Raw genomic sequence first — 20,054 nt, forward strand, 5'->3', positions numbered from 1 at the left:
TTAATTAAGAATTTTAATGTACGATGCAGATCGTAATTCTTGAATCCAATATTTTATAATTTCATTAAAGTTTTTACTTAACAAATATAAATAAGCGCGCTCATGTGTTATTGCAGTGTAATCTAATACAGAAAAATCTATTAACTGAATTAAATACCATCCATCATAAATATGTATTGGCATGCTAATTTCATTATTTTTTAAAGTAATTAAAGCTCTTCGTATGGATGGCTCAAAATCATCTAAATCTTTATATATTATATTTTCTTCATAATTATCAAAGCACACATTTTTTAATTTTTCTTTAGCAATTATATCGAACGTGGTATTGTTTTTTTCAACAAGTTCTTTAATCTGTAATAGTTGTTTTACTATATTTGCATTTTTACATGAATCTTTTACACCAAATATTTTTGCTTTAATTTTAGTAACAGGTAATATCAGTTGTTTATAACGTATATCTTGTACTTCTGCAATATGTATTCCATCATGTGATAAAATGGGACCAATAAGATCGCCCTTTTCTATTTTTTGTAAATATTGATCAAAAATAATTGGTATATCCTTCCACGAAACCCATTCTGTTTCTTGTACTTTAATTATTTGCAAAATATCTTTATCAGAATAAAGACGTATTAATTTTTTAATACTATTATTTTTATTAAATTCTTTTTTTTTAATTAACAATCTTACAAAACATTCTATTTTGTTTATTTGGTCTTGCGTTGGTTGTATTGGCAATGAAAATATGATATGTCTTAACTTAAATTGCTTATTAAAATCGATTATTTCTGATTTATTAATAACTTTATTAATTTCATTAGTGGATATATTGGCACGATGATAAATAATACGATCACATATATTAATTTTAAGCATATCTTGATATTGTTGTGTACAATATTTTTCATAGTTTAAACCAATATTATATAAGTATGCACGAAACTGATCTAGTGTCATATCATATAGATTTGCAATACGATAAATTACCTGATTGAGTTGAGTATAATTATTTATAATATCTTGTTGAGTAGCAACCTGAAAAATGAGTTTATTTGAAATTAATTGATCTAGTATTTGTTGATAATATACAACGTACTGTGATGAATTGTTATCAAGATTAGAAATATTCTTTCGAATCGTATACATACTATTTCTAACATCACTATCCAATATAGCATGATGATTTACTAATGCTACAATTTTGTCTGTTGTTTTTATTTCTCCAAAGACAATACTTGTGTTTATTGTAAATATTAAAATTAATGTTTTCCAAAATTTCATAAATAATTTAATAATATTGTAAGTATAAATTTCCAATTTTTCCGGAATACATAAGATTAAGAGATATATTGATATGGTAAAATACCGATATTTAACATCTTATGCAGATGTTGTTGAAAATCTGATACAGAATTATATATTTTAATATCTAATCGTATTTTATTATCATATGTATGACGATTTGATAGATTGATCCAATCAATAATTTTTCGTTCATAAGATATATTCACCCCCCAACATGGAGTGTGATATTGTATCCCTATTGTTTGATCAATAAATTGATTAGTTTTTATATTATGGTAATGCGAACAACTTATTCTCCAATTATTAAATAATGGATAACAAGTAAGGATACCTAATTGAGAAATTGTTTTATAGTAGGTTGATTCGTTAATTTTTGGTAATATTTTTTCAAGATGTTGTTCATTGATATATCGATAATGTGTTTGTAGCACTTGGTTGTCTTTTCCTATATACTCTAATATTATGGTTCCAAAAGATAAAGTATGGTGCTGCATATCATATTGTATTTCAGTGCTTGTATTCCAATAATTATTAATATTCCAACGACTTGCTCCCGAAAATAACTTGATATTAGGAACATGAAATCTATATTTAGTTGTTTTTGGATATTTAGTATTAAATTGTGCCAAATTCAAGATTTGGCCTATAGACGCGTAAAAAAATTCGTTTTTTTTCTTAAAACATCGTATTGTTATATCTCCAGCAATTTGATTAGCAGGTAAAATACGATCCAATCCACTGCAAATAGAATCATGAAATAAATTTTTATGATCTATATGAATCATATTGGTATCATATATACCGATGTTTTCTTGAAAACGATACGGTATATATAAATATTGAAATTTTGGTTCTAAGAAACTTCTATATTTTTTAGAAACGTATGTTTTTTTTTTAAGAATTATTTTTCCATTGATTTTAAACTGAGGGATAAGGCGATTGACTGTATTTTGTAAAGGATAATTCATATACAGTATTTTGTTATAATAATTAATATTTTTTTGCCGATAATTCGTAATTCTCAATTTTGCTTCAGTATTAAATCTGCTCCAACAGTTATGTATTGGTAAGGTTAAAGTTGGTTCTATATGTATTCTGATTGTTTTGGGTAAATTATAATTTTCGGGTATAAATTGAGTTAATTGACTGAATAATTTTAAATTAAATGGTTTACCTTTGATATTACTATAATAAGTATTTAATTCTATTCGAGGAGCTGCTCTATAATTATAATGATCTTGGATCATTGTTATTTTAGCATTTTCAACACCAAAGTAAGTGAAACTAGTATTCCAATTTTTATCGCTATAATTACATAAAATTTTTTGATTTATATAATCGTTATTAGGGTGTATATATGCTGGTACATTAGTATTGTTACTGTAATTATTAAAACCTGTAGTCAAGAGATAATTAGAATAAAAATGCCATTTTTTATTCATGATGCCATTGTGTTTCCAATATAGTTGCCAATTACTATTACGATAATCATTATCAAATTTTTCATGACGTATTTTATCATTTCCTACGATGTCTAAAATTAATAATCCAGTTCCTGGTTTAACTAAATAACGTATTTCTGTTTCTAATTTTGCTCCTAAGTTGGATGTGTAACATGGAACGATACTTCCTGAATAATGTTTTGAGAAATTAATAGGACAAGGTATTTTAAATCCTAATCCTTGTTTATTATTGTATCTAATACTAGGTATATAGTGTCTTAAAATATTATTTTGTCGCAAAGATAATGATAAATAAGGGGTGTAAAATATTGGTATTTTTTTTATTTTAAGACATGCATTCCAAATATCTATGTTGCGTTTATGATGATCATATATCATTTCTGATCCTGTTATATTCCAATAACTATCATTTAAAATGCAAGAAGTACATTTGCCCTGTTTAACGATAGTATAACGATTTTTTCCTCGTTGCATAATAGAATTTGCTACGCCATAAATATGTGGTTCCAACAAATAATATGTACCTTTATGAATATCTATATCTTTATTGTAACAATTCATCCAAGCATGAGTTCCTGTTAACTCAATATAATCGCTATAATATTTTACATGACCATAAGCATATAATGTATTATATAATAACTCATTTTTTTCATTACGTGATATTACTAATTTATCAGACATTAAAATATGATTATCTTGTTTAATATTAACATGTCCAGAAAAGAGAATTTTTTTAGGATAATAGATATCTAATTCATCAGATTGAACATAGATAGACTGATCAACATAAGAAAAATCGCTGATCATAGGAATTTTTATACAATCAGACGCATGAGCTAAAAAATAAAATTGAGTATAGAATATAAAAACAATTAAATTAACAAAAATGTTTTTAAAAAAAAACTTAATTTTATCGATTAAACTATTTTGATGCATTTTTTATCAAAAAACTAAATTTTTGATTGAGTCAAAAAATAATTTTTATGTATTACTTAGAGCTATTATTAGCTACACACTTTGTATTAATTAAACAATGTTATTGAGATATTTTATTATAATTTTAGCAATCATTATGTACTATATATAATAATTCTTGAATTTAAGACCATAATGTTTATGTACATATCTCAATATTGTTTTTATGTTTTATATTTTACAAAAATATGTTGTCTTTTTCCATATAGCAAGAAGATCCTAATGCGTGTCTATTAGAATAACACGAAAAAATTTTGGTAGTTTTATTTTTTAAATTTTTCGATTATTTATATTAAATAAACGTTTTTAATCGTGTTTGTTTTCAATAATAGATCTATCATATCTATATGTTCAGATAAATTAATTGTTAATTAGACAATATTAAAAATTAAATAAATTATAATAATCGAGGATTATAAATTTTTAGATAATTTTTAACATTTATTTCTATTTTAATTTATATAAATATATATATATTATACAACATATCTGTTGGGGTATTTATTTTAAATATATTGGCTGGTTGTCTTCATATTTCTTAATAACAGCATCATATTGTAAAGTTAAATTGATATCATCTATATCGTTAAGCATACAATTTCTATAAAAATCATTTATTTTAAATAAATATTTTTTTTTATTATCATATGTATAAATAATTTGTTCATATAAATTTACAGTCAAGGACATACCTTTTTTTTGTGTTGAAATTTCTTTAAATAAATCGTTTACTTGTAGCTCTGGTAAAGTTATGAGTAACAAACGGTTGTTAAAGCTATTTTTGTAAAAGATATCCGCAAAACTTGGTGCTATGATAACTCTAAACCCATAATCTATAAGCGCCCATACTGCATGTTCACGAGATGATCCGCACCCAAAATTTCTTTGAGTTAATAAAATGCTAGCATTTTTATAACATGGTTTATTTAGCACAAAGCTTGTGTTCAAAATTTTAGGTGTATTTTCAAGAAAGCGCCAATTAAAGAATAAGTATAACCCAAAGTTTACACGAGTAATAGCCTGTAAAAATTGTTTTGGGATTATGTTGTCAGTGTCGACATCAGAAATGTCAAGCGGTAAAACTACACCGGTGTGTTGAATAAATTGAGACATATATACATCCTTTTACATCATTTATTTTTTCGGATATCTACAAAATGCCCGGCAATGGCTGCAGCTGCAGCCATTGCCGGGCTTACTAAATGAGTGCGGCTTCCACGGCCTTGACGACCTTCAAAATTACGATTACTAGTGGAAGCACAACGTTCACCTATATTAAGTCTATCATTATTCATAGCTAAACACATAGAACAACCAGGTAATCGCCACTCAAATCCTGCTTGTATAAAGATCTTATCCAACCCCTCCTCTTCCGCCTGTTTTTTTACTAATTTAGATCCAGGCACTACTATTGCTTGTGTACTGTTAGAAATATGCTGTCCCTTAATGATTTGCGCTGCTGCACGCAAATCTTCAATGCGTGAATTAGTGCATGATCCTATAAATACTTTATCAATAGAAATATCTGTTAAATACGTATTCGGTTGGAGTTTCATATAAGTTAAAGCTCGTTCAGCAGAATTACGTTCTATAGGGTCTATAAAAGATTCTAAAGATGGAATCGGTTGATCAATAGAGATTACTTGGCTAGGATTAGTTCCCCAAGTTATTTGCGGTTTAACATTAGATACATCAAAATTGAATGTTTTATCAAAATGGGCATCATGATCGGAATATAATGTTTTCCAATGTAATAATGCTTGTTCCCAGTTTTTTCCGATTGGCGAGAATTTACGATTTTTTAAATAGTCATAAGTAATTTTATCTGGCGCTATTAAAGCAGAAGTTGCGCCCATTTCGATGGCCATATTGCAAAGAGTCATACGTTCTTCCATACTTAAACAACTGATAACAGATCCACAAAATTCTACTACATAACCAGATCCTCCCCCATGTCCAACTTTTCCAATAATTGCTAGAATTATATCTTTAGCTGTAATCTGAGGAGCAATAACACCTAATAAGTTTACTTGCATAGATTTGTATCGAATTTGTTTTAAAGTTTGTGTCGCTAATACATGTTCTATCTCTGAAGTTCCTATTCCAAATGCTAAAGCACCAAAAGCTCCGTGAGTAGCAGTATGAGAATCTCCACATACAATAGTCATACCAGGTAATGTAATACCTTGTTCTGGAGCAAATACATGAACGATTCCTTGATAAGGATGATTTAAATCAAATAATTTAATCCCAAAATCTTTGCAGTTTTTCGTCAATCTATCTAATTGCTTTTTAGCCATGTTTCCAGAAACATTGATATTTTTTGTTGTAGTAGGAACGTTATGATCCATAGTAGCAAATGTTTTATTTGGTTGTCTAACCATACGTTTTTTTAAACGTAGTGCTTCAAAAGCTTGTGGAGATGTAACTTCATGCAATAAATGTCGATCAATATATAATATTGGAACGTCATCTTTATTTTCATATACGATATGCATATCATATAATTTTTGGTATAAGGATTTTCCCATATTATTTTTATCCTTTATTGTGAATTAAAGAAGCTATGATATCGCCCATTTCATTAGTACCGATACTTTTTCCGCATTCTGACGCTATATCAAACGTTCGATACCCCAACGTTAGTGCTTCAGACACTGCTTTTTCGATTGAAATTGCAACATGATTTAATTTTAAACTATATCTAAATAATAATGCGGTAGAAAGAATATGTGCAATAGGGTTAGCAATATTCTTACCTGCAATGTCTGGAGCAGATCCTCCAGCGGGTTCATATAAACCAAAGTCGTACTCATTAATACTAGCAGAAGGTAGCGTACCAATCGATCCGCTTATCATAGCGCACTCATCAGATAAAATATCACCAAATAAATTTGAACATAAAATAATATCAAACTTAGATGGATTGTTGATTAATTGCATACTAGCATTATCGACGTACAAATGTTCTAATTCAACATCTGGATAATTTTTTGCAACCTGTGATACCACTTCTCTCCATAGCATAGAAGTATAAAGTACATTTGCTTTATCTATAGAAGATACATGCTTTCGTCTTATTTGGGCTAATTTAAAGGCAATGTTAGCAATGCGTTCTATTTCAAATCGATGATAAATAGCAGTATCAAAAGCATATTCATGCGAACCTGCCCCTAAACGTCCTTGTGGCCTTCCAAAATAAATACCTCCAATTAATTCACGTACACATATAATATCAATTCCATTTGGAATTATTTTTACATTTAAAGGAGATAACTCTTTTAATGTGTTAGAAAGATATATAGGTCTTAAATTAGCAAATAAATTAAAATGCTTGCGTAAAGCTAATAAAGCACCTTGCTCCGGTCTATCTGAGCCTTTTAAATGATCCCATTGTGGTCCTCCTACCGCTCCAAGCAGTATTGCATCTGATTGTTCACAATATTTTAAAGTGCTATTAGGTAAAGGAGCGCCTTCACTATCAATCGCATCCCCCCCTACCTTATGTTCTGTAGTAATAATGTTGATTTGGAATTTTTTCCTTATTACATTTAAAACCTTATACACTTGTTTTGTAATTTCTGGTCCAATACCATCCCCTGGTAACATTGCAATTCGATAATTAATGTTCATAAATATTTAGGTTTTTCAAATTATTAGTGATTGTCCTTTTGTAAGTATTTTCGTTGAATTATTACTTGTTTTGCACGCCAAATGTTATTTAAAACATGGATCATAGCTTTAACTGAAGATTCTATTACATCTGTATCTAATCCGACTCCATGAAAATTACGACCTTCATATGACACAACAATATCTACTTGCCCTAATGCATTGCGACCATTCCCTTTTGCATTAAGTTGATATTTCTCTAAATTTATAGACAATTTTGTAATATGTGTTAATGCTTCATAAATCGCATCTATCGGTCCATTTCCAGTTGCTGAATAAGCACATATTTTTTCTCCGCAATACAATTTTACTAAAGCGGTAGCGATTCCAGAAGAACTAGAATGTACATTAAAGCACTTTAATCTGAAGAATTCTGATTGTTCTTGTTGATTATTAATAAATGCTAAAGCTTCTAGATCATAATCAAACACCTGTCCCTTTTTATCTGCAAGTTCTAAAAAAACATCATATAACTTATCCATATCATAATCACTTTCTTGATAACCCATTGCCTGCATATGATATTTTACAGCCGCTCTCCCAGATCGAGATGTAAGATTTAATTTAATATCTTTTAAACCAATACTTTCTGGAGTCATAATTTCATAATTTTTTCTATTTTTTAATACACCATCCTGATGAATACCTGAAGAATGAGAAAAAGCATTTGATCCAACTATTGCTTTATTGGCCGGAATAGGCATATTGCATAATTGACTAATTACTTGACTAGTCCTATAAATTTCTTGACAATGAATATTAGTATGCACATTCAATAAATCCTCTCGTACCTTAATGGCCATAATTACCTCTTCTAGTGCAGTATTTCCTGCTCGTTCACCAATACCATTTATAGTACCTTCAATTTGCCTAGCGCCTGCTTGTATGGCTGAAATGGCATTACCTACTGCCATACCTAAATCATTATGACAATGCACTGAAATAATAGCTTTATCAATGATAGGAACACGATTATATAGAGAAGCAATAATTTGGCCAAATTGATTTGGAATTGTATAACCTACTGTATCAGGAATATTAATTGTACTTGCTCCGGATTGAATGGCAATTTCAACAATACGACACAAATTGTCTATAGTAGTGCGTCCAGCATCTTCGCAAGAAAATTCTATATCATCAGTATATTTTCTTGCGTAATGTATTGCATGAATGGTCATTTCTATAATTTGATTAAAGTTTTTATTCAATTTAGATTGAATATGTACGGTTGAGGTAGGTAAAAATATATGAATACGAAAGTTTTTAGCAACTTTTAATGCTTCTGCCGCAATGTCGATATCTTTATCAACACATCTAGCCAAGGCACATACTAAACTATTTTTTATTTGTTTAGCTATTGTGCGTACTGACTCAAAATCTCCCGGAGAAGATATTGGGAATCCGACTTCCATAATATCTACTCCTAATCGTTCTAAAGCAAAAGCGATTTGTAACTTTTCCTTTACATTCAAGCTCGCTTGTAAAGATTGTTCACCGTCTCGTAAAGTTGTATCAAAAATAATGATTTGTTGACTCATAGATTATCCATGTCCCATGAATGTTAAAAACAAATATATGCATGATGTTTTATAATCATGTATAAACGATAACTAACAATATCACATTCAAATAATAATTTATTACATTAAACTTATTTTAAATCTATTGAATATTACTTGTCAACTACTAATACTATGGAAACAGAATATTATAATAGTAATATTATAGTGTTTAGAATTAATTTTCGTATTATTATTATTTATAATGATGATGTGCTCTACGCATTATTTAAAATAATAATAAGAACATTTTAGTACCTTAAACATAAGGTATAAGAATATATTACAATTATTAAACATTTTTATAGACACTAAATATAATGCAGCATAGAATGGCGTGTATTTAATAATTTTATTATGATCAGATATTTTATATTTATAAAAAAAATTAAGTATACATATATGACTTATTTATATTTTGATTGTTATGCATATATTTCATACCAACTACGACCATAAAAGTGTCTTGTTAGAAGAAGCGATACAAGCATTGAATATTAACTCAACAGGAGTGTACATTGATGGAACATTTGGTTTAGGAGGACACTCTAAGTTAATTTTATCTAAATTAACTAAACAAGGCCGTTTATTAGCGATTGATAGAGATTGGACATCTATAAAAATTGGAAAAATAATAGCCGACCGAGATAGTAGATTTACGATAATACACAGTACATTTTCCAAAATAAACAAACATATTAACAATATGGGACTTATTGGATCAGTAAATGGCATTCTATTAGACCTAGGGGTGAGTGCATTTCAATTGAATGATGATAGCAGAGGATTTTCGTTTATGAGAGACGGTCCTTTGGATATGCGTATGGATATTAGTAGTGGACAATCTGCTGCTGAATGGTTATCAAAAGCTTCATTAGAAAATATTATTTGGGTATTGAAAACTTTCGGAGAAGAAAGATTCGCTAAAATTATTGCTAAAGTTATTGTATCTACAAGACGGTATAAACCTATTGTACGTTCCATTATTTTATCTAAATTAATTTGCGATATTGTTCCATATCGTAGTATGCATAAGCATCCTGCAACTAAAAGTTTTTTAGCAATTAGAATGTATATTAATAATGAATTAGAAGAAATAATACAGGTATTGGAGGATTCATTGGCGATGCTATCTCCACTAGGAAGATTAGTAGTAATTAGTTTTAATTCTTTAGAAGATCGTTTAGTAAAAAATTTTATTCGTGATCATAGTTGTATCATATCCATGCCTCCCAAAATTCCATTAACAGATTATCAAATATTCAATAAATATAAGAGTAAACATAAACTAAAAGATATGGGAAAATTAATGCCCTCAAAACAAGAAATTAAAAGAAATACATGTGCTCGCAGCGCGATATTACGTTGTGCTGAAAAATTATTTATTTAAGTGCGATGAAAAAAAAACAATATAATCTTATTAGTATTATTTATGATGATCTATTTTTTCATGGTAAACAACAATTACTTTTATTGTTGTTGGTATTAACGTCAGCAATGCTAGTGATTTTAGTAACTTATCATACTAGATCCATGATTATGGATCGTGAGAAACTTTTGTTGGAAAAAGATGCTTTAGATACTGAATGGAGAAATTTGATTCTTGAAGAAAAAATATTATCTGATCATAGTCGTATTGAAGGCATTGCTATAAATAAATTACAAATGCATTATGTAGATCCAACACAAAATAATATATTCCACTGACCTAATAAAATGTATATTAATATATATATAAAATTACTTATTCAACGTCATATGTCCTCATATGATGACTTGATATGTGTTGTATGAAGTTTAAACCTTATAATTTCCAATTAATTTTAAGCAGTACACGTTTTAACTTATTGTACAGTTGTATTTTTTTTATATTAATTATCTTGCTATTAAGATTGACTTATTTACAAATCATTTATTCTAATAAGTTAATTAATGAGGAAAACTTGCGTTCATTGCGTGTGCAACATATCTCGTTCCCTCGGGGTTTCATTACTGATAGAATGGGTCAATTGCTAGCAATTAGTATACCGGCTGATTCAGTTTGGATGGATCCTTATAAAATTAATAGGAATGGCGGTATCTCTTCTGAGATCTGTCGTTGGAGAATGTTATCTAAAATATTAAATATATCATTAGACAAGCTATCATCTCTTATTAGTAATCATGCTACAGGGCGATTTATTTATTTAGCGCGACAAATAGATCCTTCTGTTTCTCAGCGTATTAGTCAACTTAAATTACCGGGAGTATATTTACAACAAGAATCAAAACGGTATTATCCTGCTGGGTGTATAACTGCGCATTTAATAGGAATAACAGATATAGATAGTCAAGGTATCGAAGGTATAGAAAAAAGCTTCAATACTTCGTTATCTGGTCAACCCGGAACAAAAGTAATACGAAAAGATAGATTTGGTAGAACAATTGAGGAAACTACTATAGAAAATGGACAAGCTTCTCAAAATATTGTTTTAAGTATCGATGAACGTCTACAATATTTAGCATATCATGAATTAAATAATGCTATACGTATAAATAAGGCAGAGTCTGGGAGCGTAGTATTAATAGACATTAATACTGGAGAAATTTTGGCTATGACGAATTATCCATCATATAATCCAAATAATTTATCTGTTACTAATAAATCCGTTATGCGTAATCGTGCTATTACTGATGCATTTGAGCCAGGTTCAACAGTAAAACCTATTGTGGTTATGGCTGCATTAAAACACAACATAATAACAACAGGTACTGTTGTGAATACATCTCCTTATGTGATTAATGGACATCAAGTCAAGGATGTAATTTATCGTGATAAATTAACTATTGGAGAAATATTGAAAAAATCTAGTAATGTTGGTGTTTCTAAATTAGCGTTATCCATGCCCGCAACAACTCTAGTAAACACATATTTAAATTTTGGAATGGGTAAGACGACTAATATAGGCTTAATAGGGGAAAGTAGCGGGGTATACCCATATGATAAATGTTGGTCAGATATAGAACGAGCCACATTCTCTTATGGATATGGCTTAATGATTACCCCATTACAATTGGCTAAAGTTTATGCTACTATTGGCGGGATGGGAGTATCTAAACCACTTTCTATCATACGAGTTGATTCTCCTTTAACATTAGGACATCAAGTTTTTCCAAGACCGTTAGTACGCGCTGTTCTAGATATGATGGAGAGCGTATTGTTACCAGGTAATAGTTATCAGGAAACGATTAAAGGATATCGGGTTGCAGTAAAAACTGGTACTGTCAAGACAGTAGGATCACATGGAAAATATATTAACAAGTATATTGCATGTGCTGCTGGAGTAGCTCCAGCGAGTAATCCTAGATTTGCTTTAGCAGTAGTTATAAATGATCCTAAAAATGGTCACTATTATGGAAATATGGTATCTACGCCAGTGTTTCGTGCAGTTATGGGCAATACGTTAAAAATAATGAATATTGCTCCAGATTTTTTACAATAATTTAAAAATATTACAATCTTTTTAATAAAAAAATTATATGCATGAATTACATAATTTATATAAATTTCTTCTACCATGCGTTTCTAATAATTCTGTTAGTCCCATATTAACAGGAATACAATTGGACAGTAGAGATGTTACATTAGGAAATTTGTTTATAGCGGTCAAGGGTTATAGGACTGACGGAAGATTATATATTGATTATGCAATTAAAAAAGGAGCCGCAGCAGTTCTTTCAGAATCTTGGAACAATACAACAATATCTAAAAAATATAGTTATCATACAAATGAAATACCTGTAGTTTATATAAATCATTTATCACAGCATTTATCTGATATGGCAGGAATCTTTTATAATCATCCATCCCGTTTTTTGAATTTAGTTGGTGTAACTGGCACTAATGGGAAAACTACTGTTACACATTTATTAGCTAGTTGGGTTCAATTATTAGGGGAGAAAAGTGCTGTGATGGGTACGTTAGGTAACGGGATATTAGATAATATGTCTTTATCCGACAATACGACTTGTTCTGCTATTGATACTCAAAAAATATTAGATCAATTTATTAAAGATAAGATTGTATTTGTTGCAATGGAAATATCATCACATGGATTATCTCAACATCGTGTAGATGCTTTATATTTTAAAGTTGCTATATTTACCAATTTAAGTCATGACCATTTAGATTATCATGGTAACATGGAGCAATATTTAATGTCTAAATGGCGATTATTTAATGAATTACATGTAGAGAAATATGTTATCAATGCTGATGATCTTATTGGTTGCCGATGGTTGTATTATTTACCACAGGCAGTTGCAGTAACCACAACAAGAAATTTACCGTTTTTTTGGAAAGGTAAATGGATATCTGTGATCAAAGTGAATTATTACTTGCACTATACAAACATTATTTTTGATTCAAGTTGGGGAGGCGGAATAATTCATAGCCAATTATTAGGAGAATTTAATGTTAATAATTTATTATTGGCTTTAGGCGCATTATTAGTATTGGGATATCCTTTATCGTTATTAGTTCACGCATCATCTCAATTACAGCCTATAATTGGTAGAATGGAAGTATTTGGTTCTAATGGGCGTCCTACAATTATAGTAGATTATGCACATACTCCTGATGCATTAAAAAAAGTGCTGATTTCAATTAGGCAATATTGTTATGGCCAATTATGGTGCGTTTTTGGTTGCGGAGGCGACAGAGATCAAAGTAAACGTGCTTTAATGGGTTATGTTGCAAAACAATATGCTGATCGCATTATTATTACTAATGATAATCCACGTACTGAAGAACCACAATCAATCGTAAATGATATTATGTATGGTGTAAGTCTATCAAATTCAAAAAAAATTATTAAAATTATTAAAAATCGTTATAGTGCGATACGCACTGTTATTTCCCAAGCGTGTTCAGAAGATATCATATTGATTTCTGGAAAAGGCCATGAAAAATACCAAATTATAGGAAATAATCGCATATATCATTCTGATCAAGACATAGTAAAAAAATTTTTAAAAATAACTTTATCATGATTCCATTTAGTCTTTGTAAAATAGCGCCAATTTTAAATGCAAAACATGTTGGTATAGATTTAATCATTAATTCCATTACTATTAATTCGAATACTATTTACAAACAATGTATGTTTGTAGCACTGATAGGTAAATGTTTTGATGGTCATGATTTTGCCGCCCAAGCCATCGATTCTGGCGCTAAAGCATTATTAGTAAGTAATTATATGTTATTAGATGTTCCTCAATTAATTGTACCTAATACTCGTTATGCTTTGCTAATGTTAGCACATTGGGTACGTCAACAAGTGTCAGCAAAAGTTGTTGCTATAACTGGGTCCAGTGGTAAAACATCAGTAAAAGAAATGACCACATCTATACTAAAGAATTGTGGGAATACAGTCGCAACACAAGGTAACTTTAATAATACAGTTGGAGTTCCAATCACTTTATTACGTTTAACCAAACAAAATAATTTTGCAATCATTGAATTAGGTTCGAGTCATCCAGGAGAACTGATACAATTAAGCAAGATCGTTTCTGCTAATTCAGCTTTAGTAAACAATATTTACCCATCACATTTATTAGGATTTGGATCATTAACCAAAATAAAAAAAGAGAAAGGAAAGATTTTTTCTGAATTAGATTCACGTGGAAAAGGTATTATAAATGCAGATAACCATGCTTTGTATTTGTGGCGTAAAATATTACGAGGAAAATCTATATGGAATTTTTCTTTGCATACTAATATTGGTGTAGATTTTTTTGCAAGTAATATTATTTCTGAAAAAAATGGAATGCGGTTTCTTTTGCACAGCCCATATGGGATCTCTCCAATATTGCTACCAATGTTGGGTAGACATAATATATCTAATGCTTTAGCCGCTAGCGCTCTTGCGTTTTCTGTAGGCGCGGGGTTATCGGAAGTAGTTACTGGATTGGAAAATGTAAAACCGTTACCTGGTAGGTTGTTTCCAATTATTTTAGGTGAAGGTAAAGTATTGTTGGATGATACTTATAACTCTAATGTTGGTTCTATGATATCTGCAATTCACGTATTAACCACAATGCCAGGTTATCGCATATTAGTAGTTAGTGATATGTCAGAATTAGGGAAATATAAAGAGATGAAATATCATTCTTATATTGGTAAATTAATCGCAACGACAAATATAAATAAAATTCTTACTATTGGTAGCGCCAGTTATTTTATTTCTAAAATGTCTGGAAGAGGAGAACATTTTAGAAATAAACACAAATTAATTATTTATATTAAAAAAATGTTATCTAGTTATACATCAATTAGCGTGTTAGTAAAAGGATCTCGTGTTTTTGAAATGGAGAAAATAATCAATGCTATCAAGGATGAAAAGAAATGTTCTTTTGGTTGATAAAGCATCTATTAGTACTATATTCATCTAATTTTAGTATTATTTGTCATTTAACTTTTAGGGTTATTGCTAGTTTATTGTTAGCATTATTTATTTCTTTGGGGATAGGTTCTTATGTAATTAAACGATTTCATAATTTACGTTTTTTTCAAATAGTACGTGAGAATGGACCAAAAGCACATATTCAAAAGCAAGGTACGCCCACTATGGGTGGAATTATAATACTTCTATCTATTTTTATATCGGTAATGATGTGGGCTGATTTGTCTAACTTATATGTATGGTATGTATCATTTATATTAATAACATATGGGATATTAGGATTAATTGATGATTTTTTAAAAATAAAAAGAAAAAGTACTGTCGGTTTAAGTGCATTACACAAATATTTTTGGCAATCGTTAATTGCATTAACGTTGATTATTACTATGTTTATATTAGACCACAACATTGTATCTACACAATTAGTAGTGCCATTTTTTAAAAATTTTATGCCACAATTAGGTATTTGGTATATTGTACTAGCGTATTTTGTCGTTGTTGGAACAAGTAATTCAGTTAATTTATCTGATGGATTAGATGGATTAGCTATTATGCCCATAATATTAATTACGGCTGGCTTAGCTTTAGTCGCATCTATAACTAGTGATATATATTTTTCTTATTGTTTACATATTCCTTACCTTGCTCTTTCTGGAGAATTAATAATTGTATGCGCTGCCATTATTGGTGCTGGTATTGGATTTTTATGGTTTAATACTTATCCAGCTCAAATATTTATGGGTGATGTAGGTTCTTTATCACTTGGAGGTACGCTTGGAATAATTGCAGTATTATTACGTCAAGAGTGTTTATTATTAATTATGGGCGGCGTATTTGTAATAGAAACCATATCTGTGATCTTGCAAATAATTTATTTCAAATTATTTAAAAAACGAATATTTAAAATGACACCGATTCATCATCATTTTGAATTAAAAGGTTGTCCAGAACCTCGACTTATAGTTCGATTTTGGATTATATCATTAATATTGGTTCTATTTGGATTAATTACTTTGAAAATACGGTAATAAAAATATGAATAATTATCGAGGATCACAAGTTGTGATTATCGGTTTAGGAATTACGGGTTTATCTTGTGTTAATTTTTTTTTAGCTCGTGGTATAATACCAAAAGTAATAGATACTCGTGCGCATCCTCCAGGGATAAGTCAATTACCACATATTGTAAAGTATTATTTGGGTGCGTTTAACGATATATGGTTATTAAGTGCTACATTAATTGTAGTTAGTCCTGGAGTACGATTAGATCATCCTATTTTAATTGAAGCATTAAAATCAGGAGTAGAGATTATTGGTGATATTGAATTGTTTGCTCGGGAGGTAACTGCTCCGATAATAGCTATTACTGGATCTAACGGAAAAAGCACAGTAACCCAATTAATTTCTAGGATAGTTCAGGGTGTTGGCTGGTATGTTGGTGTTGCAGGAAACATAGGCGTACCTGCTCTTTCTTTATTAAATAAATCATATCAATTGTATATATTGGAGATTTCAAGTTTTCAATTAGATACAACTTATAGTTTACGCGCAAAAGCAGCGATAATTTTGAATATTAGCGAAGACCACATGGATCGTTATCCCGGTGGATTAAGGCAATATTATCTTTCTAAGCAAAAAATTTATAAAAATGCTACAGTTTGTGTAATGAATGCTTTAGATCCTTTAACAGAACCCATATATGATGGTTATGATTACTGTGTGAGTTTCGGTATAAATGAAGATTCCGCAGATTATCATCTGAAACATTATAAAGGAGATAATTGGATAATCGCACGCAACGAATACGTGCTTAATTGTTCCTCAATGAAAATCAATAGTCGCATTAATTATATTAACGCATTATCCGCTTTAGCATTATCAGATATTTTTAATATTCCTCATTCTATTTCTTTAAAGGTATTGTGTCAATTCTCTGGACTAACGCATCGTTGTCAATTGGTTTATAAAAACCATGGAGTTAGCTGGATTAATGATTCTAAAGCTACTAATGTTAATGCAACTACAGAAGCTATTAACAACTTAACATTATCTGGGACACTACATTTGATGCTGGGAGGTGATGGAAAATTAGCTGATTTTTCTACATTAAAACGTTTAATTAAACAATATGAAATACACCTTTATTGCTTCGGAAAAGATGGATTATTATTGACAGAACTAGGTTTTGACAATGTCATTCTCACAAATACAATGATACAAGCAATGCGAATTATTAATCGTCGTACAAAAGAAAAAGACATAGTTTTGTTATCTCCAGCTTGCTCTAGTTTGGACCAATTTAAATCATTTGCAACGCGTGGATATATGTTTACCTATTTTGCACGAGAATTTGGACAATGAGAGTATTAAAAGAAAAAATTATTAATCACTTATTAAAATCGCATAAAAAAAAATTATCACATATTGATGTATTATATGATCGTCTGTTTTTTTGGTTTGTATTGGGATTAATTTGTATTGGTTTTATTATCATTAGTTCAGGATCGATTCCTATTGGAATACGATTAGTGAATGATCCATACTATTTCATAAAGCGTGTAATTATTTATTATAGTATAACATTCCTATTATCTGTAGTTATTTTAAGAATACCAATGATAATTTGGCAGAATTATAGTTTTATAATGTTATTGTATAGTTACATAACGTTAATAATAGCATTAATATTAAATAATTCCACTAATGGAGCGTCACGTTGGATAATGTTGGGTTCGTTATGTATTCAACCTGCAGAATTATCAAAGTTGTTTTTTATTTGCTATCTTTCCAATTATTTAACGCGTAAATCAAAAGAAATACGTGCTAATTTTTGGGATATATCTAAACCCATAGTAATCATGATACTATTAGCTATATTATTATTAGCGCAACCTGATTTTGGTAGTATTATTATTCTATTTATTACCACTTTGTCTATATTATTTCTTTTCGGAGCCAAATTATGGCAGTTAGCATTGATTTTTGTATCTAATATATTTTTAATTGCATTATTGATTGTAATTAAACCGTATCGTATACAACGTATACTTACATTTTGGGATCCATGGAAAGATCCATTTGGCAGTGGTTATCAATTAACTCAATCATTAATGGCATTTGGTCGCGGAAAATGTTTTGGAGAAGGATTAGGAAATTCTATACTTAAGTTAGAATATTTACCTGAAGCTCACACTGATTTTATTTTTTCTATCCTTGCAGAAGAATTAGGATATTTTGGAGCAATTTTAGTATTGTTTATGTTATTTATAGTTGTGTTTCGTGCCATGACTATTGGATATAGCGCTTTGAATATTAATCATAGATTTTCTGGTATTTTGGCTTGTTCTATCAGTATTTGGTTTGGATTACAAATATTTATCAATATAGGAACTGTTAGCGGAATATTACCCACTAAGGGGTTAACATTACCGTTTATTAGCTATGGAGGGTCTAGTTTTTTAGCTACAGTAATGGCAAGCATGCTGTTATTAAGAATAGATTTTGAAACACGTTTATCTAAAGATCAAGCTTTTTTGAAGAGCACGAAAAAATGAATCAAAAAAAAAGAATTTTGATAGTAGCAGGTGGTAGTGGAGGGCATGTATTTCCAGGATTGTCAGTAGCTCATTACTTGATTGATAATGGATATCAAGTTGTTTGGCTGGGTACTGCAGATCGTATTGAAGCTAAACTAGTTCCCAAATATGGTATTGATATTAAATTTATTCGTATTAAAAGGTGGCATGGCGAAAAATTACACATCAAGTGTATAATGCCGTTATATATTTGCTTAGCAGTATATCAAGCACGGAAAATTATAAAACATTGGAAACCTGATATAGTCTTAGGAATGGGTGGATATGTCTCTGGTCCTAGTGGATTAGCAGCATGGACGTGTGGTATTCCGTTAATAATACACGAACAAAATAGAATTATTGGTTTAACTAATCGGTATTTATCAATATTTGCTGCAAAAGTATTACAGGGATTTCCTAATACCTTTCCTAATGCTAAAATAGTAGGAAACCCAATACGACAAACAATATTGGCAATTCCAAATCCAGTTCAACGATGGCAAGGCCGTGTCGGCCCTATTCGTGTTTTGGTCGTTGGAGGTAGTCAAGGGGCTCATATATTAAACAAAATTATTCCAAACATGGCAGAAAAATTATCTAATAAACTGATCATATGGCATCAAGTTGGAGAGCAAGATTTCAAAAAAGTAAAATGGGCTTACCAAAAAATAAAACAAAACTCTCATAAAATTGTAAAATTTATTGATGATATAGCTCAAGCATATTCTTGGGCAGATATATTGATTTCTCGCGCTGGTGCATTAACAGTAAGCGAAGTGTCGGTCGTAGGATTGCCGGCAATATTTGTACCTTTTATACATCATAAAGACCGTCAACAATATTGGAATGCTATGCCTTTAGTACAAGTAGGAGCAGCAAAAATTATTGAACAGAAAAACTTTACAAGTGATTATGTTAGTACAGTGCTAGAATCTTGGGACAGAAAAACATTATGCAGTATGGCTCAACGCGCTAGAGGTGTGGCTATGCCTAATGCAACCCAACAAGTTTCTAAACTAATAATTGAATATTTAAAAAAATAAATATACTAATAAT

15 protein-coding genes are annotated in these 20,054 nt (G+C 29.8%); 9 read left to right on the forward strand and 6 right to left on the reverse strand.

Annotated features, from left to right (window positions below; translation table 11 throughout):
* The 6 genes from M9408_RS02220 to leuA form a co-directional block, all read right to left on the reverse strand.
* Nucleotides 1-1,284: a SurA N-terminal domain-containing protein gene (locus tag M9408_RS02220; RefSeq protein WP_250257039.1), complete on the reverse strand. Its 1,284-nt coding sequence runs from the start codon at nt 1,282-1,284 to the stop codon at nt 1-3.
* 56 nt (nt 1,285-1,340) lie between these two features.
* Entirely contained in the window at nt 1,341-3,710 is a 2,370-nt protein-coding gene (gene lptD / locus M9408_RS02225; protein ID WP_250257040.1) for an LPS assembly protein LptD, read from the reverse strand.
* 540 nt (nt 3,711-4,250) lie between these two features.
* Entirely contained in the window at nt 4,251-4,862 is a 612-nt protein-coding gene (gene leuD, locus M9408_RS02230; protein WP_250257041.1) for a 3-isopropylmalate dehydratase small subunit, read from the reverse strand.
* Nucleotides 4,863-4,879: 17 nt separating this feature from the next.
* Nucleotides 4,880-6,280, reverse strand: a complete 1,401-nt coding sequence (gene leuC / locus M9408_RS02235; RefSeq protein WP_250257042.1) for a 3-isopropylmalate dehydratase large subunit — start codon at nt 6,278-6,280, stop codon at nt 4,880-4,882.
* A gap of 7 nt (nt 6,281-6,287) precedes the next feature.
* Nucleotides 6,288-7,382, reverse strand: coding sequence for a 3-isopropylmalate dehydrogenase (leuB, locus tag M9408_RS02240; protein ID WP_250257043.1), 1,095 nt, complete (start codon nt 7,380-7,382; stop codon nt 6,288-6,290).
* A gap of 23 nt (nt 7,383-7,405) precedes the next feature.
* The gene (leuA, locus tag M9408_RS02245) at nt 7,406-8,959 is read right to left on the reverse strand and encodes a 2-isopropylmalate synthase (protein ID WP_250257044.1); all 1,554 of its coding nucleotides are present in this window, start codon (nt 8,957-8,959) and stop codon (nt 7,406-7,408) included.
* A 454-nt stretch (nt 8,960-9,413) separates the two neighbouring features.
* Between leuA and rsmH the strand changes: the two genes are divergently transcribed.
* The 9 genes from rsmH (at nt 9,414) to murG (ending at nt 20,041) form a co-directional block, all read left to right on the forward strand.
* Nucleotides 9,414-10,370 carry a 16S rRNA (cytosine(1402)-N(4))-methyltransferase RsmH gene (gene rsmH / locus M9408_RS02250; protein WP_250257478.1) on the forward strand — a complete coding sequence of 319 codons (957 nt, stop codon included), beginning with the start codon at nt 9,414-9,416 and terminating at the stop codon, nt 10,368-10,370.
* A 5-nt stretch (nt 10,371-10,375) separates the two neighbouring features.
* Nucleotides 10,376-10,687 carry a cell division protein FtsL gene (ftsL, locus tag M9408_RS02255; protein ID WP_250257045.1) on the forward strand — a complete coding sequence of 104 codons (312 nt, stop codon included), beginning with the start codon at nt 10,376-10,378 and terminating at the stop codon, nt 10,685-10,687.
* A gap of 83 nt (nt 10,688-10,770) precedes the next feature.
* Nucleotides 10,771-12,462 carry a peptidoglycan glycosyltransferase FtsI gene (gene ftsI / locus M9408_RS02260; protein ID WP_250257046.1) on the forward strand — a complete coding sequence of 564 codons (1,692 nt, stop codon included), beginning with the start codon at nt 10,771-10,773 and terminating at the stop codon, nt 12,460-12,462.
* A 37-nt stretch (nt 12,463-12,499) separates the two neighbouring features.
* Nucleotides 12,500-14,011, forward strand: coding sequence for a UDP-N-acetylmuramoyl-L-alanyl-D-glutamate--2,6-diaminopimelate ligase (gene murE, locus M9408_RS02265; protein WP_250257047.1), 1,512 nt, complete (start codon nt 12,500-12,502; stop codon nt 14,009-14,011).
* Nucleotides 14,008-15,381 carry a UDP-N-acetylmuramoyl-tripeptide--D-alanyl-D-alanine ligase gene (murF, locus tag M9408_RS02270; RefSeq protein ID WP_250257048.1) on the forward strand — a complete coding sequence of 458 codons (1,374 nt, stop codon included), beginning with the start codon at nt 14,008-14,010 and terminating at the stop codon, nt 15,379-15,381. The genes murE and murF overlap by 4 nt, the downstream gene beginning before the upstream one ends.
* Nucleotides 15,366-16,451: a phospho-N-acetylmuramoyl-pentapeptide-transferase gene (gene mraY, locus M9408_RS02275; RefSeq protein WP_250257049.1), complete on the forward strand. Its 1,086-nt coding sequence runs from the start codon at nt 15,366-15,368 to the stop codon at nt 16,449-16,451. The genes murF and mraY overlap by 16 nt, the downstream gene beginning before the upstream one ends.
* A 7-nt stretch (nt 16,452-16,458) precedes the next feature.
* On the forward strand, nt 16,459-17,784 hold the full coding sequence (gene murD / locus M9408_RS02280; RefSeq protein ID WP_250257050.1) for a UDP-N-acetylmuramoyl-L-alanine--D-glutamate ligase: 1,326 nt from the start codon (nt 16,459-16,461) through the stop codon (nt 17,782-17,784).
* Nucleotides 17,781-18,977, forward strand: coding sequence for a cell division protein FtsW (gene ftsW / locus M9408_RS02285; protein WP_250248425.1), 1,197 nt, complete (start codon nt 17,781-17,783; stop codon nt 18,975-18,977). The genes murD and ftsW overlap by 4 nt, the downstream gene beginning before the upstream one ends.
* Nucleotides 18,974-20,041 (forward strand): undecaprenyldiphospho-muramoylpentapeptide beta-N-acetylglucosaminyltransferase, encoded by a 1,068-nt coding sequence (gene murG / locus M9408_RS02290; protein ID WP_250257051.1) that lies wholly within the window; start codon nt 18,974-18,976, stop codon nt 20,039-20,041. The genes ftsW and murG overlap by 4 nt, the downstream gene beginning before the upstream one ends.
* Nucleotides 20,042-20,054: the final 13 nt, after the last annotated feature.

The sequence above is a fragment of the Candidatus Blochmannia vicinus genome (assembly GCF_023586525.1).
GTDB classification, from domain to species: Bacteria; Pseudomonadota; Gammaproteobacteria; order Enterobacterales; family Enterobacteriaceae; genus Blochmanniella; species Blochmanniella vicinus.

What these genes read in the sequence shown, in the direction of transcription:
- M9408_RS02220 (WP_250257039.1), bottom strand. Translation starts at nt 1,284, where the DNA reads ATGAAATTTTGGAAAACATTAATTTTAATATTTACAATAAACACAAGT.
- lptD (WP_250257040.1), bottom strand. Translation starts at nt 3,710, where the DNA reads ATGCATCAAAATAGTTTAATCGATAAAATTAAGTTTTTTTTTAAAAAC.
- leuD (WP_250257041.1), bottom strand. Translation starts at nt 4,862, where the DNA reads ATGTCTCAATTTATTCAACACACCGGTGTAGTTTTACCGCTTGACATT.
- leuC (WP_250257042.1), bottom strand. Translation starts at nt 6,280, where the DNA reads ATGGGAAAATCCTTATACCAAAAATTATATGATATGCATATCGTATAT.
- leuB (WP_250257043.1), bottom strand. Translation starts at nt 7,382, where the DNA reads ATGAACATTAATTATCGAATTGCAATGTTACCAGGGGATGGTATTGGA.
- leuA (WP_250257044.1), bottom strand. Translation starts at nt 8,959, where the DNA reads ATGAGTCAACAAATCATTATTTTTGATACAACTTTACGAGACGGTGAA.
- ftsL (WP_250257045.1), top strand. Translation starts at nt 10,376, where the DNA reads ATGAAAAAAAAACAATATAATCTTATTAGTATTATTTATGATGATCTA.
- ftsI (WP_250257046.1), top strand. Translation starts at nt 10,771, where the DNA reads ATGAAGTTTAAACCTTATAATTTCCAATTAATTTTAAGCAGTACACGT.
- murE (WP_250257047.1), top strand. Translation starts at nt 12,500, where the DNA reads ATGCATGAATTACATAATTTATATAAATTTCTTCTACCATGCGTTTCT.
- murF (WP_250257048.1), top strand. Translation starts at nt 14,008, where the DNA reads ATGATTCCATTTAGTCTTTGTAAAATAGCGCCAATTTTAAATGCAAAA.
- mraY (WP_250257049.1), top strand. Translation starts at nt 15,366, where the DNA reads ATGTTCTTTTGGTTGATAAAGCATCTATTAGTACTATATTCATCTAAT.
- murD (WP_250257050.1), top strand. Translation starts at nt 16,459, where the DNA reads ATGAATAATTATCGAGGATCACAAGTTGTGATTATCGGTTTAGGAATT.
- ftsW (WP_250248425.1), top strand. Translation starts at nt 17,781, where the DNA reads ATGAGAGTATTAAAAGAAAAAATTATTAATCACTTATTAAAATCGCAT.
- murG (WP_250257051.1), top strand. Translation starts at nt 18,974, where the DNA reads ATGAATCAAAAAAAAAGAATTTTGATAGTAGCAGGTGGTAGTGGAGGG.